The following is a 16,941-nucleotide window of genomic DNA, read 5'->3' on the forward strand; positions in this document are numbered from 1 at the left end:
GGCTTTGTCAACTTATGATAAAGCCTTTTTTTTATAAATAGAAAGATAATTTACAGTAACTTATCTAGCAGGCCCATACATTTAATTTTCTCCATAAAGGAAAAGGCAAATTATTCTTCCAGTTTTTTTTTAAAAATCATTGGAGATGATGTATTCCTCATTTCATCTATCATTCCTCATACAGCAAATAATTAGAACTGTGGAAATATCGTTACAAATAGTATTTAGATAGTAACAAATAACTTAAATAGTAAGTAGGTATAATATTAGCTCAGGTATTTGAATGAATATAAAATTTCATGGCGCAGCCCGTACTGTGACAGGTTCCTGTCATTTACTAACATTAGATAATGGACTGAATGTTCTGCTCGATTGTGGAATGTTTCAAGGTATGGGTGTAGAAACAGATGATCTGAATGAAAAATTTGGATTTGATCCGTCATCAATTGATTTTTTACTGTTATCGCATGCACATATTGACCATACTGGTCTTATACCTAAATTGGTAAAAGAAGGATTTAAAGGTAAGATCGTTTGCACTCCTGCGACCAAAGATCTTACCGAAATTCTATTATATGATAGCGCAGAAATTCAAACATATGAGATAGAATACAAAAACAAAAAGAGATCATTAAGGAATTTGCCTCCGTATGAACCTCTTTTTACTTCTGAGCATGTTCAACTTTCTTTAAATCTTTTTGAAACAATAGACTATGATCAATTGACAGAATTAAGTGAAGGTTTGCAATTATTGTTCATTAATACCGGGCATTTAATAGGTAGTGCCGGCATTTATTTAAAAATAACTGAACAGGGTAAAGAAAACACCCTATTTTATTCAGGAGATATAGGAAGATACCGGTCCGTACTGCTAAAACCTCCAGCAGAATTCCCACAAGCTAACCATATAATAATGGAAAGTACATATGGGGATAAGCACCATGATATCAAATTTAATACAATCGAAAAGTTACACAAATGGATAAAAAATATATGTATTGAAAATGGGGGGCAATTAATAATTCCAGCCTTTAGTGTAGGTAGAACACAGGAAGTGCTGTATGCATTAAACCAATTAAGTCTCGAAAAAAGACTTCCTGAAATTCCGTACTTTGTAGACAGTCCATTAAGTTCTAAAGCAACTGGTGTAATTAAAAAATATACAGATCAATTCAATGATCGTTTGCAACAAGTATTATCCATTGATGATGACCCTTTTGATTTTCCGGGGTTAAAATATATTGACAATGTCGAGGATAGTAAAAGATTAACGGAATCCACTTTGCCATGTGTTATTATATCAGCAAGTGGCACCGCGGATGCAGGTAGAGTACGCCATCATATCAATAGTTGTATTAGTAAAGAAAATTGCGGTGTTTTGCTTGTTGGTTATTGCAGCCCTAATTCTTTAGGAGGACAACTATTAATTGGAACTAAAGAAGTTGAAATATTTAATGACCCATGTGCTGTTCTCTGTGAGGTAGGACAGATCAAAGGAATGAGCGCTCATGCAGATACAGACGACCTCCTAAAATTTATCAGTTGTCAGGATCCAGAACAAGTAAAGTCTATATACCTGGTTCATGGAGAATACAGTGTACAACAAGCATTTGCTAAACGCTTACAATTAAAGGGCTATAAAAATGTAGAAATACCCGGTCAACACCAGTCATATATTATAGTATCAAATCTGATAGCTAAAAGGGCCTAAGTCAGGGTTACGCAATCTTCAATGATAATTAATGAATCCGATTACAAAAATTGCTTCATTAAATAATTATTACTATAATTTAATTTCTAAATTCCTGGGATATCATTAAGCCATGCATGCCCCCATCTAAAATGCCTATACCAACGCGGTTATAATTAGGCCGCAGAATGTTTGCCCGATGTCCTGGTGAGTTCATTAAACCTTGGTGACAAATAGGAAGTGTTTGTCCCAAAGCTAAGTTTTCCCCTGCTGCCACAAATTGAACATTTGCAGCTTTCATACGATCAAAAGGATCTTTGCCCTCTGGTGTATAATGTGAAAAATATCCTCTTTCAAACATATCCTTTGAATGTTTACGTGCTACAATAGTTAATTCAGGATCAGCCGTTAAAGGTTGCAATCCACGTTTGGTCCTTTCCTCATTTACCATAGCAAGCATTTCTTTTTCAAGATCAGGTCTTTGACGAGCATTAGATACGGTAAAATGTAAATCAACAGTTTCATCGGATTTAGGCTCAACTGTTAAATTGTTTAAGGTTTGCCGGGTAGCATCTTTAAATATAGGAGTTAACTTATTATCCAGCCATTCAACACCTGAGGTCAGCCTACCCGCAAATTCACTCTTTTTCGTAAGAGTGCTAAGGTTATTGGAAACTGGTATAGCGAATAAAATAGCCGCCGCTATTGTGCTATATAATAATCCATTAACCAAACCAGGCAATAAACCCATAGCATGATTGACTTCATGATGATGTGTTTCATTCGATGTAACCTTCAGAAACTGGTTAAAAATAAAAGTCAGAATGATTCGTGCTAGTATTATTGTAATTAAGAACGCCAGCGGTAGTGTCCAAACACCTAAACGCGGAAAACTATCACGGAGGAAGGAACCAAAAAATTTATAACAAAAGAACCCAGCAACCAAACTTCCTATCCATACCAATAGATCAACGACCCCAAGAATAAAGCCTTTTTGCCATCCAGCCCACATTGCAAAAACTACAATTAGCAATAAGGCAGCATCTATCCAATTCATATCTAAGCCTTTCTTATATAAAACTCAAAAAACATGCTACGATAAAAGTATCTTTTTGCCAAATGTGATCCCACTATAATGCACTCACATATCTACGAAAACAAAACAGGCTGCTTAAACTTTTAAGACAGCCTGTTTTACTATTAAAGATGGTCTACTTAAATCTTTTAGTATCAATGGCGCCTTTAAAAGATGTTTGGTCTAATACAATATTGCCTGATTTAACTTCTGGCTGCTCATTGTAGATCAGTCCATGATTTCCGGAACCAGCAGCCTGGCTTCTAAAAGTTCCAGAAGTGATATAGCTTATTGCACTATGCAAACTGCTTTCCTGGATATCTCCCCAGTCTTTATCTAAACCATCTGCAACCTGGCTATTTACCGGAATACCGTTAAAATAATTTCCTTCGCCATTTTTATTAGTTGTTCTAAATGAAACTGGGAAAATATACCAGTCACCCACTGGGATAGGAAAGAATCCAACAGGTTTTCCATATGTTTTACTGGGACCTACAAGGAAAACATCCATATATGGCTTTAAGTTATTAATGAGCAATTCACTTGCCGAAGCTGTACTACTGCTTACAATAAAGAACACTCTATTTAGATTTAAATTTCCAAGTTTACTAAACCTATCCTCGCTATTATATTGCGTATACTTATTATTAAATTGTTGCTCCATCATCACCTGCCCATTTGCGGATTGAGGTGCAAGCCAGTCAGCCATTTTTTCCTGAACAGAAACATAACCCCCACCGTTGTAGCGAAGATCAATGATAACATCATTTACATTTGCAGCAGCAAATTTTCCAAATATGCGGGAATACTGATTAAAAATCTCAGTAGTATCGCCCAGAAAAGAATTAAAAGCCAAATACCCAATTTTCTTTGAATTAATTGAATAAACAGTATCAATAATAACTGGCTGATCATTGTAATTGGAAGCGGACAGATCCATAGTAACAGTACTATTATCTGGTTTCAGAAATGTAATTTTAGCATTATTGCTTTGATAAATATTCTGAACAATAAATGTTGCATTTCCTGTCGTAATATTTGTATTTCCGTTGATTGAAGTTATACGCCATCCCCTATGTACTCCCGCTAATCCAGCAGGTGATTGCTTCTCTACAAGCTTTACACGGAGATCCCCTTCTGACATAAAAAATACATTTAACCCAAAATCTCCTGTTGAAACTCCTGAACTAACATTATCCCATTCAGCTTTTTTAACTGCAAAACTCCATTTATCAACTGCTCCGGAAAAGCCTGGTTCGGTACTATATTGGCGTAAGCCAATCATTAGCTTATCCATATCGCTGTAACTCCTGGCATTAAAACTGGAAGGAATTTGGTTATACCATAAATAAATATCTTTTGAATACAAAAGAGCAGAATCCTTTAATGCATCTGCTGTTGCAACTGAAGGTGTTGAAGTATTAGTTGGCGTAGGTGGATTTACAGCGCCCGCAGTAACATCTGTTTTTTTGCAGGATGTAAAAAATACTAAACCCACCAATGCTGCTATGAACAGGTAGCTCTTAATAGATTGCATAATATTATTGGATTGTTTTAGAGGTGATGGATAATAACTGCAAACAATGGGCTCAAATTGTAGCTCAATATCTATTTAACAAGTGTTTATAAGGAAAAAATTGTTAATATAATTCATTTAGAAAATGATAGTCTTAGCCCGTAATATAAAATATTGGATATAAAAAAAGCCCTGACTATGTCAGAGCTTAATTTCTCACAAAGGCAAATATATTAGTACCTGCTCTTGTTATAACCGCCACCGCCGTTATAACCGCCGCCACCGCCGTTGTTACCACGAAAACCACCACCGGAACGTGCAGGTTTATCTTCTTTAGGCTTTGCTTCCATTACACGAATGGATCTTCCTTCAACAGTTGCCTGGTCTAATTCGGCAATCGCTTTTTTAGCTGCTTCATCATCTGACATTTCAACAAATCCAAATCCACGGCTCTTGCCAGTAAATTTGTCTGTGATCACCTTAGCAGAAGTAACTTCACCATACTCAGTGAAAAATTCTTTTAAGTCTTCATCCTGCACATTGAAGCTTAAATTGGAAACATAAATGTTCATACTTTCTTTTAATAAATTTTAAATTAAATTGAGACGAGGCAAGAAAGTAAAGGGTCAAACTAACAGCGGAAAAAGTAGCAGATTAATTGTACACTTACCAAATGCGAAGCTCAAATAACGGTGCAAATATAAGAGAATGTGATTAAAATCATTTCCATATGACAAGAATCATTTGTTAAGTTCCCATCAAAAACAATTAGCTAGGCACGCCCCATTTGCTTTAAAAATAAGACGTGGGATATAACTGCATGGCTCATTTTCTTATATTCAGTGTAAGGAACATTAAACTCACTACAAGCCTGTTTAATAATCTTACGAATGGCCGGGTAATGAACATGTGAAATCTTTGGAAAAAGATGATGTTCTATTTGATAATTTAATCCTCCTACCAGCCAGCTGATCAATTTGTTCTTAGGGGCGAAATTGGCAGTCGTCTTTAATTGATGAATTGCCCACTCGTCGTCCAGTTTACCGCTTTCATCATGAGGAACAGGAAAATGTGTATGCTCAACGGTATGAGCCAATTGGAATACAATACTTAATATAAAACCAGCTATAACTGAAAAAATTAAAAACCCAATGATTGTTGGAACGAATCCAACAGTATAAAACGGTACCAGAAAGAATAAAAAAAGATAGATAGCTTTAAATCCCCAGAAAACTATATGATCCCAAGCGGTCATTTTTTTCAATGGCATATCCCCTATTTTCCTTTTAAAATATTTTTGATAGTCTAAAACAAACACCCAAAGGATATACAACATGGAATATAAAAACCAAAAATAGAAATGCTGATATTTATGCATTTTCAATTTAGGCTGTGTTGAACTCATTCTCATCCATGGCTGGATGTCAATGTCATCATCTACCCCATCTATATTAGTATAAGCATGATGTATTACATTATGCTTTACATTCCACATAAAGGAACTGCCTCCTAAAAGATTTAATGAAAAAGCGGCAACATTATTTACCCATTTATATTTACTAAAACTACCATGGGCACCATCATGCATTATATTAAATCCAATTCCTGCCACTACAAGCCCTAAAATCACACATTCTAAAACAGCCCATAACGTTGAAGGGGTAAAAAATACCAGGTGAATGTAAAGACCTAAAAAAGCAGTAAAAAGAACACCTGCTTTTATAAAGAGTTGTTTATTCCCTGTAACTGATTTTCCAGAAGTTTCAAAGTAGTCGTTGATTCTCTTTTTTAATTCTACGTGAAAAGATTGTTTAACTGAGGGGAATTTGGGAATTGCCATACTAATTTCTAACCAAAACTTTTAAAATTCTTATCTGATTGAATGGCAAATTTACAAAATGTAAACGATCACTCAAGTTAAAGTTCCCTACAGTGTAAGTATTGATAACAAATAGATCTTGTATTATATGTTTAACTGGCAATATTTAGTAGTCTTATGAAATTTTTAATGAATTGTTGCACGGGAATTGCTTAAATAGCAGCCAAATACTGCCATGAACTTCAATTTCACCAGGAATATTCATTTCACCAAGCTTATCAAAGCGGCTAATAGATTAAGAGAATTCAATTTCCGGATGCTTCCAGGAACCTCCAACTCGTTATTCCATGTTGATGTACCAGATGATAGGGGAAACAGAATAATGTTTAAAATGCAGAAAGCCGATAATCAATGGAAAATTGTAGATGAAGGACTTCCGGTATGGGTTTCCGGGAATGAGAACCTTCTCAATGATGCCATTTGTGAAGAAGTTAGCTGAGGTCAATCCATTTCAATAAAGCTCAGCCCTCCTGTCCTTTCCATATATATTTCAGAGATTTTATCAAGGCTTGAAGAATTTGTTTGAATTCTGAGCTCTTCATATATGTCTCTTAAGGAAACATTTGCTTTTTTCATATTACCCTGATTAAACTCATGGTTGCTATATAGTAAATAGCTTTCCCCCTTTACCACTTTTTCAATCCCTGGATTGAATAGTGAAAATTTGGTCATTATTTTATGGATAAGAAGAATTACAACAACAGAAAGAACTGTTGAAAAGAATGGTGTAGCTCCAACAATACCACGGCTTAATATCGCACCTATTAGAAAGGTAATAATTGTGTCCACACCATCACCTTTCCCAAATGGTCTCATACCCGAGATCCGAATTAATATCAAGGCAATCAAAAACATGACTGCAGATCGTTCAGATATTTCTAACGGGGTTATATTTTCATTAATACCCCACCATTGATTTAAAAATTCCATTATATCTTTTTTAAAGAACTATAATAAAAAAAATGCCATACTTCAAAGTGAGATTCTTTGACTATAATAGCGAAGAGATAAAAAGCTTAATTAAATTACTAATGAGCAATAATATATTTATAAATGAAAGAGCTTTATGAAAAGACGCAGCGTTTACCTTTTGATTCTGTCTTTTTTTTCCCTGGTTGCTGCATACTTTTTATCACAACTTTCTCTGACAGGTAGAGTTGGGATCAATCTTATTTATACACAATACAAGTTTTTAAAACATCCCTATATAGGATTCCTTGTGATGTTTTTAGTGTTTTTAATCCTTTTCTTCATATTACATTTCTTATATAAAAGATTGAAAAGCAATAATGCTAACAAGATTTCTTTAACCATCCTATTTTTAGGAGTGATAGGTACCCTCTTTACCTTTTATGACTTTACAAATAACCTTTCCCATAAACTCCTGGGATGGAGATTTCATTTTGGTACATATTTATTCTGGTTGGGTTGGATATCTATTCCCATTTATTACCTTACTTCAAGGGGAAAAAACAACAATGAGAAAAAGCGCTGGAATCATATTGTTTAGAAAAAAGAAATCTCAAATAGAAGTCTTTTTAGTGCATCCCGGTGGCCCAATATGGAAAAAGAAAGATGCTGGTGCCTGGTCTATTCCAAAGGGCGAATTCTCAGAAGATGAAGAACCGCTCTCAGCAGCTATAAGGGAATTTAAAGAAGAAACAGGTCATGATCTAAAAGGCATTCCATTTTCATTAAATCCAATAAAACAAAAAGGTGGAAAATGGGTATATGCATGGGGAATAGAGGGAGATATTGATGCGGATGCAATAATTTCCAATAGCTTTAAAATGGAATGGCCTTACAAGTCTGGCAAATGGCTAACTTTTCCAGAAGTAGACAAAGCTGCCTGGTTTGATATACAAGAAGCAAAAATTAAAATTAATCCCGCACAGGCAGTCCTTATAGAAGATCTAATCTCTAAAGTAGAAGTATGAGAAGATCTTGAAACCTACCAATTGGGATCTGTATATCAACTTTTTTCACTCCCCTGACTCTATCTTCGCACCCCATTATGAATTTGGAAGTTTACCACTTGGCTTTACTTTGTCTAATTGCTTTTTGTGCAGGATTTGTTGATGCAATAGTTGGAGGCGGTGGCTTGATCCAAACGCCAGCAGCCCTGGTTATTCTACCTTCGTTTCCTGTTGCTTCTGTAATAGCTTCCTTAAAGATCCCTTCTTTTAGTGGCACCAGCCTGGCCATGGTCCAATATCTCAAAAAGGTAAATTTAAATTGGCGGCTGATCACGATTATTTGTACAATAGCTTTTTTTTCATCTTTCGCGGGATCCCAACTCCTAACAATAATAAGCAATCAGTTTATGAAACCGGTTTTATTGGTGGTGTTGGCCCTGGTAGCTATTTATACATTCAGCAAAAAAAAATTTGGTGAGCACCAGGCTAAGGAACTTTCAGATAAAAAGGAATTGTTGTACGCAATTTTCATAAGTGTAATCATAGGATTTTATGATGGTTTTATTGGACCAGGGGCGGGCAGTTTTTTGATTCTGGCTTTTGTCAGCCTGCTAGGTTTTGATTTTCTTCATTCTTCAGCTCATGCCAAATTAGTGAACCTTGCAACGAATCTTGGTTCTATAACATTATTTCTCTTAAAGGGTAAAATCATATGGGCCATTGCAATTCCAATGGCAGTTTGTAATGCAGCAGGAGGCGCAATTGGGGCTAACCTGGCAATAGCAAAAGGCAATCGTTTTATCCGTACTCTTTTCCTTTTCATCGTAATAGCAACCTTACTTCGTTTTATGTACGATATTTTTGTTAAAGCTTAAATAGTATTTCCATTTAAATAATCAAACCTTCATTTTTGTATTTCATTACCATTAAATTGTATGAAAAGCCTTACTTTCTTCCTGACTGCTACATTATCATTATTTATTTTCAGTTGCAGCAACCAATCTACTGTAACAGAAAAAGAGTCTACTGTCGTCAAATCCAAAATAGACAGCAGCAAAGTTTCTGAACCCGCTAAAACCCCTGCTACAGCTGCAGAAATTATGGCAAAAAAAGAGGTTCCGGTTCTTTGTTATCATCATATACGAAATGTAGCTTCTACAAGGGAACTAAAAAATGAGTATGAAGTAAGTGTAACTGAATTTAAGTCCCAATTAAAAGCCCTCGCAGATAGCGGATATAAATCTATTACACCAGATCAGCTTTATAATTACCTGGTATTTGGTGGAAGTTTACCAGAGAAGCCTTTTTTGATCACTTATGATGATACCGATCAGGAGCAGTTTTCAGTTGCTAAACCAGAAATGGACAAATATGGCTTTAAAGGTGTTTATTTTATTATGACCATATCAATAGGAAGACCTAATTACATGACAAAAGAGCAAATCAAACAATTGTCAGATGAAGGTCATGTAATAGCATCTCATACATGGGATCATAGCAGAGTTGACCGGTATACTTATGAACATGCTATAGAAGAAGGTGGAAAGAAAAAAGTAGTAAATGATTGGGATCAGCAATTAGTAAAAACAAAAACAAAGCTGGAAGGAATAATAGGTAAACCAGTTGACTATTTCGCCTATCCTTTTGGTATTTGGAGTAAATCTGGTATCCCTGAAATAGAGAAAAGAGGTTATAAAATGGCTTTCCAGCTTGCCACAAAAAGAGATTCCTTACAACCTTTATATACTGTGCGCCGGGTTATAGTAGCACCCCAATGGTCGGCTGATGGACTTTTAAAAGTTATGAGATCTTCTTTTAAATAAACTGTAGAAAACTGTTCCACTTTTTTGATTCTATAAAAAAGCGGTTTCTGTATACAGGTGAAATTAATAACTTTTTGCTTTTACTTTCACAGTCAAAAAAAGGCAAATAATTACAACCAACATTTGGAACGGTCTTTGGTTTTATAAACTCAAATCAGAGTTTATGTTTCCAATGTGGTTTTTTATAGTGCTGATGGCAATAATCTGTTACCTTTTATACGTTACCCGTACTACAGAAGAATCTTTTTTGAACATCAGTAAAAATAATTTTAGAAAGATCCATTTTTGGATGAAAAGTATTTCAGAGAAATAACCTTATACAGATTTTTAAAACATTTAAGAATCTTATAGAAAAAGAAAAGATGTCCATTAGAACATCTTTTCTTTTTCTATATATATAATAAATAAATCTATTTTAATCTGCCCTGCGGCCACTTCCACGTGTTAATGCAACTAATAACAAAATAAACACAGCGGCTCCAACCACCCATACCCAAGGTGATGCGTACCAGTTACCTCCATCGCCTTTTGTATTAATATCAACATCTACTTTTTTCGTGTCCTGCGCAAAAGATAAAAGGCTTAAGAAAGCTGCTACTAAAGAAAAATATACTTTTTTCATGATTAAGGGTTTACCAATTAATTTAAAAAAAGCATGCCAGCCTCTGCCGGAAATGGATTTCTGCCTTGAAATCATACAAACCAGCTTTAATAATGCCTTTCGCCAAATAGCAAACTGCCTATACGAACCATATTACTGCCTTGTTCAACCGCAATTTTGTAATCACTACTCATCCCCATTGATAAAATTGAAAAAGAAGGAATCAGGAGCCTATATTTTTCATAAAGCAGCTTTAGCTGTTTGAACTCATTTTGTACCTGGTCAAGGTCTTCGGTTAAAGAAGCCATTCCCATCATACCTTTTATATTCAAGTAATTGCACCCAGGAAGATATTGAACAACTTCATCTAATTCTTTTGTATCAAGACCAAATTTTGTTTCTTCCCTGGCAATATGAACTTGTAACAAAACATCGATCTTACGTTGAACCTTTTGCCCCTGCTTTTCTACTTCACGTAAGACCTTTAAACTATCAATACCATGAATTAATTGAACAAATGGAGCAATATATTTTACTTTATTAGATTGTAAATGACCTATGAAGTGCCAACGGATATCATTTGGTAACGCAGAGTGTTTTTCCAGTAATTCCTGAACATAGTTTTCACCAAAGTCCCTTTGGCCCAATTCATATAGCTCAAGAATATCTTCCGCCGGCTTTGTTTTAGAAACAGCAATAAGAACAACTCCTTTTAAAGAAAGCTCATTTTGAAGTTCGAAATACTTTTCTTTATCTACACTCATGTTCCTGCATTCTTCCCATTTCATTTCAATATCGACCTGCTGATTACTATCCTCTGCACCTCGCTGGTACCTTCATATATCTGCGTGATTTTGGCATCCCTCATCAAACGTTCTACATGATACTCTTTAACAAAACCATAGCCTCCATGTATTTGAACGGCTTCAACGGTTGTCCACATAGCCGTTTCTGAAGCATAAACCTTAGCCATAGAAGAACTTAGGGTATAATCCTTTTTTTGATCCTTATCAAATGCTGCCTGCATGCATAATAACCTTGCTGCCTCAATCCGGGTTGCCATGTCTGCCAATTTAAAAGCTATAGCCTGGTGATTAGAAATTTCTGTACCAAATGCCTTTCTTTCTTTAGAGTATTTTAGTGAAAGTTCGTAAGCCCCGGAAGCTATACCTAAAGCCTGTGAAGCGATGCCAATTCTGCCTCCGGCAAGCGTTTTCATGGCAAATTTAAACCCAAATCCATCCTCCCCTATTCGATTTTCTTTTGGCACTTTTACATCATTAAACAAAATGGTATGGGTATCACTTGCACGAATACCTAACTTATTTTCTTTTGCTGCTACCACTACCCCCGGCCAACTTTTCTCAACAATAAATACATTAATTCCTTTTGGCCCTTTTGCTACATCAGTCTGGGCTATTACAAGGTATACTGACGCTGTACCACCATTAGTTATCCAGTTTTTAGTACCATTTAATACATAATGATCTCCTTTATCTTCAGCGGTGGTTCTTTGAGACGTTGCATCACTTCCAGCCTCCGGTTCACTAAGCAAAAAAGCACCAATATATAACTCGTCATTCTTTTTTCCTTGTGCAAGCGGCGTCAGGTATTTTTGCTTTTGCTCCTCTGTGCCATATGCTTCAAGACCATAACATACCAGGCTGTTATTAACACTCATACACACTGATACGCTAGCGTCAATCTTACTGATCTCTTCCATTGCCAGCACATAACTTATAGTATCCAGACCTGCCCCTCCATATTCCTGGCTTACCATCATCCCTAAAAAACCGAGGTCAGCAAGTTTCATGATTTGTTCCCTGGGAAACTGCATTTTTTCATCCCGTTCGATAACCCCTGGCAAACATTCAGTCCTGGCAAAATCCCTGGCAGCCTGTTGAATCATCAAGTGTTCTTCACTTAGCTCAAAATTCATAGCAATCGTTTATTTGTGCGCAAATATAATTGATGGTTTCCTTTATTTTGGGGGCTTGCAGTTATGATATCCCTCATCTATTTCCAGTTCTGTTCTACATAAATAAATCCTTAACATCTTTTTGTCGAAGAAATAGCCTTGTTGGTCGAGGGCGACTATTGTTGAAACCCAGGCCTGTATTATATTTGTTGACCTCGAATCGCGTAAACTTCCTATCAGAATGAAAAAGTATTTTTCTGAAAAAAATGCCCTTACAGTAATGACCAGCTTATTTTGCCTGGTCATGATGATCATTGCTTTAAGCAAACAGTCAATTTGGGAATCTGTTGCCTTCGCATTAGCATTTAGTTTTTCCATCGAAATTCTTTGTCACAGGGTTAAAGAAAATAAGTAACCACTTCTCATAATTACAGAATTAAGGATATTCATCTTTCTTAAATAAAGACATCTTGCATGTTATTTGAATAAGAAAAAGAATGGATCAATCTCCATATGACGTTATTATTATTGGAGCAGGTGCTTCAGGCTTAATCGCAGCCTATGAACTTTCTTTAACTGGCAGAAAGGTAGCAGTACTTGAGGCAAGGGCCCGTCTCGGTGGTCGTATTCACACCATAGCAAATAAAAAGTTTTCCGTTCCAGTTGAATCAGGAGCAGAATTTATTCATGGTAATCTTAACCTAACAAAAACCCTTTTAAAGCAGGCGGGAATTTCTTTCTCAGAGGTTAAAGGGGAATTGTGGCAAAAAAAATCCGGTAAGTTGTCACGCCAGGAAGATTTTATTGAAGACTATAATGACCTTGAAAAAAAATTCAAACAGCTGAAAAATGACCTGCCTGTTTCGGCCTTTGTTGAAAAATACTTAACGGATGATAAATATGAAGAGCTACGGTTTACGTTAAAAAATTATGTGGAAGGCTATTATGCCGCAGAACTCTCAAAAGCCAGTACTTATGCCTTATGCGAAGAATTAAATACTTCTGATGAAGAACAATATAGAATTGATGGAGGTTACAGCCAATTAATGTGCTACCTGGCTCAACAGTCCGAAGAACATGGTTGCATTTTTTACTATTCACATGTAGCAGAACAAATAAACTGGGGCGAAAATAAAACGGAGGTGGTCACTCAATCAGGTACTTTCTATGCTGCCAAACTGCTTATAACTGTCCCTTTAGGTGTTCTTCAGCAAGATAAAATCCAGTTCAATCCGGGTATTCCTGAAAAAATTAATGCTATTAAGGAATTAGGTTTTGGGCCTGTCATAAAAGTAATTCTGGAATTCAGGGAGGCTTTTTGGAAAAGCAAGGAATACACAAGAAACCAGGATCTTAGCAAGTTGTCATTTTTATTCTCTAGGCAAGAAATACCAACCTGGTGGACAAGCTTTCCTCAGGATTCTACAATTTTAACCGGGTGGATAGCAGGACCACGGGCTGCAGAAATGAAAAATAGTACGAAAAATGAAATTTTACTGAAATCTTTAAAATCTCTCCAATTAATATTTGACCTCGAAATCAGGTTCCTTGAACAAAATCTGAAGGAGTGGGATGTCTTTAACTGGGCAATCGATGAATTTAATTTAGGTGGTTATGCCTATGAAGTGGTCAATGGTCCATATTTCAGGAAAATAGTAAAAGAACCAGTTTACAACAGTATTTATTTTGCAGGGGAAGCCTTATTTGATGGTCCCGAGATTGGTACTGTGGAGGCTGCCCTTGTTTCAGGCAGAGATACAGCTCATACTATAATCGCTTCATTTTAAAGAGTTTTGGTATGATTTTTCTAATACTTTAAAAAACCGATTATTATGAAAGGAAGCAGAGCACAAAACAACTTACAAAATAAACAGATGGCGGGTCATAGACCAAAGCCAGACGTGCGGGATGACCTGGATAGCAGAAGTAATGAAGAACAGGATACTAAAGGTTCGGATATAACCCATAACGAAAAAGATACCCGCAATAACAAACCTGTAAGCACAAATAATCAGAAGCCCTTTAAATAGGGCTTTTTTGTGTTTTTCAAACCGCACTTACATCCATAGCCTTTAACTCCCCATTAATACATTATCAAATACACCGGTGCCTTATATGCTATTGACATTAGCATGCCCGTTCTCAACTTAAACATCGACGACCCATCCAAACCTGAGGTAAAAGCTAAACGGCATATATTTGCGCTAAACCAAATTGGAATAAATGCTCCAACAGTTTGAAGATTTTGATGCCAATCTTGCAGGGGAAGAAGGAAAAACACAGGAAACAAAAACTTCCTGGTTCAAAAGATTAAAAAAAGGGATCACTACTCCCAGCTCAGAAAGAAAGGAAACCCCTGAGGGCTTATGGACTAAATGCCCCGAATGTAATTACATATGCACTGTAAATGATTTGAGAGAAGCTTTATTTGTTTGTCCCAAATGCAATTACCATCACAGGATCGGAAGCAATGAATATTATGAGATCCTTTTTGATGACAACCAGTATGAAGAGCTTTTTGATAATATTATCTCCAGGGACTTTCTCAATTTCACTGATCTAAAGCCCTATCAGCAAAGATTGGAAGAAACCTGGTCCAAATCAGACCTCCGGGACTCGATGAGAGTGGTAACCGGCCAGGTAAATGGCAATCCAATAGTTATTGCATGTATGGATTTTGAATTTATCGGTGGTTCCCTTGGAAGTGTAATGGGCGAAAAATTCAGTAGGGCAATTGATTACTGTCTTGAACACAAACTTCCATACATGGTAATTAGTAAAAGTGGCGGGGCAAGGATGATGGAAAGTGCTTTTTCATTGATGCAATTGGCTAAAACCAGTGGCAAGCTTTCACAACTTTCCGATGCTAAACTTCCTTACATTTCACTATTGACCGACCCTACTTTTGGAGGTATTTCTGCATCCTTTGGAATGTTGGGTGATCTTAATATAGCAGAACCGGGGGCACTGATAGGTTTTGCTGGTCCCAGGGTCATTAAGGAAACAATAAAGAAAGATCTGCCTCCAGGCTTTCAGCGAAGTGAATTTATTCTGGAACACGGTTTTTTAGACTTTATAGTAAACCGGAAAGAACTTAAGCAAAAGCTTGCTACTGTTCTTACGCTTTTCAAGAACTAGAGATGGAAATTAAAAATCGCTCCGCTTATTACGAGTATTTTATTGATGATAAATACACGGCAGGTATCATGCTCACGGGTACCGAGGTGAAATCACTTAGAGAAGGAAAGGCTAATTTTAATGACAGCTATTGCCTTTTTATAAATGGCGAACTTTATATAAGATCCCTGCATATTTCGGAATACTCTCATGGTACAGTAAATAACCATGACCCAATTCGGGAACGGAAATTGCTATTGAACCGCCGTGAGTTAAAAAAAATGGAATCCAAACTGAAAGATAAAGGTTATACTATTGTTCCTCTCCGCATGTTCTTTAATGAAAAGAATTTGGCAAAAGTTGAAATTGGCCTTGGCAAAGGAAAGAAGTTACATGATAAAAGAGATACCATTAAGCAAAGAGATACTGAAAGAGAGATCAAGCGTTACATCAAATAAAATATAATAAGCCACCACTTCATGAAAAAAATCCTTCTTGTTTTTTTATTAGGCATTACTATATCCTCACAGGCACAGAATGTTGTAGGATATTGGTATGGTACTGCCACAGCTGAAAATGGCGGCGGCAATAACTACCTTGTAGAATTGATACTAAAGCAGAATAATACCTCGGTTCAGGCCATAATGAATTATTATTTTAGGAATACATTCAGAAGTATGAAACTAAATGGTGCCTATAACGCTAAAACAAGGGAATTATCCCTGTTCAATGTTCCGGTGCCATATTTCGGTTCCAATACAAATATGTCTGTGGATTGTATAATGGATTTTCACGCCACACACCGTATAGCTAAAGCTGGCTCAAATCTTAATGGAAAATTTTATGCACGTGATGCTTATAAGTATACCTGCCAAAATATAACCTTTGATCTTCAATTGAATAAAGAAGCAGGTAACCAGGATTCCATATTAACGGCACTTAAAAATTTTAAGGAAACATACCAGGTTTGGACACCCTCTGCAACGGATACATTAGTTGCAGCTACAGTTCAGCAAAGGCCTATACAGAACATTGTAGTAAACAATGAATATAAAGAAAGAGCACTGGATGTTCAAAGGGAGATCGAAGTGGAATCAGACTCATTACAAATAGACTTTTATGATAATGGTGAAGTTGATGGAGACTCCATTTCAGTTTTCTTTAATGACAAATTATTGGGCGCTAATCTTAGATTAAGTACACGTTCTGTTCATATGACTATTGGTCTTGACCCGGCAATGGAAGCCAATACGCTATCTATGTTTGCCAATAATCTTGGTTCCATTCCTCCCAATACTGCCTTGATGCTAATCTATGATGGCAAAAAAAGGTATGAAGTACGACTTTCCAGCAATTTTGAAAAAAATGCTGCAGTTAAAATAAAAAGGAAGAAGCCCTGACTTCTT

The 16,941-nt window shown here is 36.1% G+C and carries 19 protein-coding genes; 11 read left to right on the plus strand and 8 right to left on the minus strand.

The window, feature by feature from the left end; genetic code table 11:
• Nucleotides 1-283 precede the first annotated feature (283 nt).
• Nucleotides 284-1,711: an MBL fold metallo-hydrolase RNA specificity domain-containing protein gene (locus BUA53_RS08900; RefSeq protein WP_072835022.1), complete on the plus strand. Its 1,428-nt coding sequence runs from the start codon at nt 284-286 to the stop codon at nt 1,709-1,711.
• 79 nt (nt 1,712-1,790) lie between these two features.
• Here BUA53_RS08900 and BUA53_RS08905 read toward each other — a convergent pair whose 3' ends face one another.
• The 4 genes from BUA53_RS08905 to BUA53_RS08920 form a co-directional block, all read right to left on the minus strand.
• Entirely contained in the window at nt 1,791-2,747 is a 957-nt protein-coding gene (locus BUA53_RS08905) for a CvpA family protein (RefSeq protein WP_072835023.1), read from the minus strand.
• A gap of 154 nt (nt 2,748-2,901) precedes the next feature.
• Nucleotides 2,902-4,302 (minus strand): S41 family peptidase, encoded by a 1,401-nt coding sequence (locus BUA53_RS08910; protein WP_072835024.1) that lies wholly within the window; start codon nt 4,300-4,302, stop codon nt 2,902-2,904.
• 212 nt (nt 4,303-4,514) lie between these two features.
• On the minus strand, nt 4,515-4,853 hold the full coding sequence (locus tag BUA53_RS08915) for an RNA recognition motif domain-containing protein (protein WP_072835025.1): 339 nt from the start codon (nt 4,851-4,853) through the stop codon (nt 4,515-4,517).
• A 200-nt stretch (nt 4,854-5,053) separates the two neighbouring features.
• Nucleotides 5,054-6,121 carry a fatty acid desaturase family protein gene (locus BUA53_RS08920; protein WP_072835026.1) on the minus strand — a complete coding sequence of 356 codons (1,068 nt, stop codon included), beginning with the start codon at nt 6,119-6,121 and terminating at the stop codon, nt 5,054-5,056.
• A 214-nt stretch (nt 6,122-6,335) separates the two neighbouring features.
• Here BUA53_RS08920 and BUA53_RS08925 point away from each other — a divergent pair, with 214 nt between their 5' ends.
• Nucleotides 6,336-6,599, plus strand: coding sequence for a hypothetical protein (locus BUA53_RS08925; RefSeq protein WP_072835027.1), 264 nt, complete (start codon nt 6,336-6,338; stop codon nt 6,597-6,599).
• Between the two features lie 2 nt (nt 6,600-6,601).
• Here BUA53_RS08925 and BUA53_RS08930 read toward each other — a convergent pair whose 3' ends face one another.
• Nucleotides 6,602-7,090 carry a DUF421 domain-containing protein gene (locus BUA53_RS08930; RefSeq protein WP_072835028.1) on the minus strand — a complete coding sequence of 163 codons (489 nt, stop codon included), beginning with the start codon at nt 7,088-7,090 and terminating at the stop codon, nt 6,602-6,604.
• A 422-nt stretch (nt 7,091-7,512) separates the two neighbouring features.
• On the opposite strand from BUA53_RS08930, the gene BUA53_RS08940 reads away from it, so the two are divergent.
• The 3 genes from BUA53_RS08940 to BUA53_RS08950 all read left to right on the plus strand — a co-directional run bounded on the left by BUA53_RS08940 (nt 7,513) and on the right by BUA53_RS08950 (nt 9,899).
• On the plus strand, nt 7,513-8,097 hold the full coding sequence (locus BUA53_RS08940; RefSeq protein ID WP_245793075.1) for an NUDIX hydrolase: 585 nt from the start codon (nt 7,513-7,515) through the stop codon (nt 8,095-8,097).
• A 77-nt stretch (nt 8,098-8,174) separates the two neighbouring features.
• On the plus strand, nt 8,175-8,951 hold the full coding sequence (locus BUA53_RS08945; RefSeq protein ID WP_217652963.1) for a sulfite exporter TauE/SafE family protein: 777 nt from the start codon (nt 8,175-8,177) through the stop codon (nt 8,949-8,951).
• Between the two features lie 60 nt (nt 8,952-9,011).
• Nucleotides 9,012-9,899 (plus strand): polysaccharide deacetylase family protein, encoded by an 888-nt coding sequence (locus BUA53_RS08950; RefSeq protein ID WP_072835031.1) that lies wholly within the window; start codon nt 9,012-9,014, stop codon nt 9,897-9,899.
• A gap of 415 nt (nt 9,900-10,314) precedes the next feature.
• Here the strand turns inward: BUA53_RS08950 and BUA53_RS08955 are convergent, their stop codons facing one another.
• The 3 genes from BUA53_RS08955 to BUA53_RS08965 form a co-directional block, all read right to left on the minus strand.
• Nucleotides 10,315-10,521 carry a hypothetical protein gene (locus tag BUA53_RS08955; RefSeq protein ID WP_139256392.1) on the minus strand — a complete coding sequence of 69 codons (207 nt, stop codon included), beginning with the start codon at nt 10,519-10,521 and terminating at the stop codon, nt 10,315-10,317.
• A gap of 86 nt (nt 10,522-10,607) precedes the next feature.
• Nucleotides 10,608-11,264 (minus strand): YggS family pyridoxal phosphate-dependent enzyme, encoded by a 657-nt coding sequence (locus BUA53_RS08960; protein ID WP_072835117.1) that lies wholly within the window; start codon nt 11,262-11,264, stop codon nt 10,608-10,610.
• Nucleotides 11,265-11,284: 20 nt separating this feature from the next.
• On the minus strand, nt 11,285-12,439 hold the full coding sequence (locus BUA53_RS08965) for an acyl-CoA dehydrogenase family protein (RefSeq protein ID WP_072835033.1): 1,155 nt from the start codon (nt 12,437-12,439) through the stop codon (nt 11,285-11,287).
• 220 nt (nt 12,440-12,659) lie between these two features.
• On the opposite strand from BUA53_RS08965, the gene BUA53_RS21210 reads away from it, so the two are divergent.
• The 6 genes from BUA53_RS21210 (at nt 12,660) to BUA53_RS08995 (ending at nt 16,935) form a co-directional block, all read left to right on the plus strand.
• Nucleotides 12,660-12,833, plus strand: coding sequence for a hypothetical protein (locus BUA53_RS21210; protein WP_175546045.1), 174 nt, complete (start codon nt 12,660-12,662; stop codon nt 12,831-12,833).
• A gap of 82 nt (nt 12,834-12,915) precedes the next feature.
• Nucleotides 12,916-14,205, plus strand: coding sequence for a flavin monoamine oxidase family protein (locus BUA53_RS08975; protein WP_072835035.1), 1,290 nt, complete (start codon nt 12,916-12,918; stop codon nt 14,203-14,205).
• 45 nt (nt 14,206-14,250) lie between these two features.
• Nucleotides 14,251-14,448, plus strand: a complete 198-nt coding sequence (locus BUA53_RS08980; RefSeq protein ID WP_072835036.1) for a hypothetical protein — start codon at nt 14,251-14,253, stop codon at nt 14,446-14,448.
• Between the two features lie 193 nt (nt 14,449-14,641).
• Entirely contained in the window at nt 14,642-15,556 is a 915-nt protein-coding gene (gene accD / locus BUA53_RS08985; RefSeq protein WP_072835037.1) for an acetyl-CoA carboxylase, carboxyltransferase subunit beta, read from the plus strand.
• Between the two features lie 2 nt (nt 15,557-15,558).
• Nucleotides 15,559-15,993, plus strand: a complete 435-nt coding sequence (smpB, locus tag BUA53_RS08990; protein WP_072835038.1) for an SsrA-binding protein SmpB — start codon at nt 15,559-15,561, stop codon at nt 15,991-15,993.
• A gap of 21 nt (nt 15,994-16,014) precedes the next feature.
• Nucleotides 16,015-16,935 (plus strand): hypothetical protein, encoded by a 921-nt coding sequence (locus BUA53_RS08995; protein WP_072835039.1) that lies wholly within the window; start codon nt 16,015-16,017, stop codon nt 16,933-16,935.
• The last annotated feature ends 6 nt before the right edge of the window (nt 16,936-16,941 follow it).

Origin of the sequence: Flavisolibacter ginsengisoli DSM 18119 (genome assembly GCF_900129295.1) — a bacterium.
Classification (GTDB): domain Bacteria; phylum Bacteroidota; class Bacteroidia; order Chitinophagales; family Chitinophagaceae; genus Flavisolibacter; species Flavisolibacter ginsengisoli.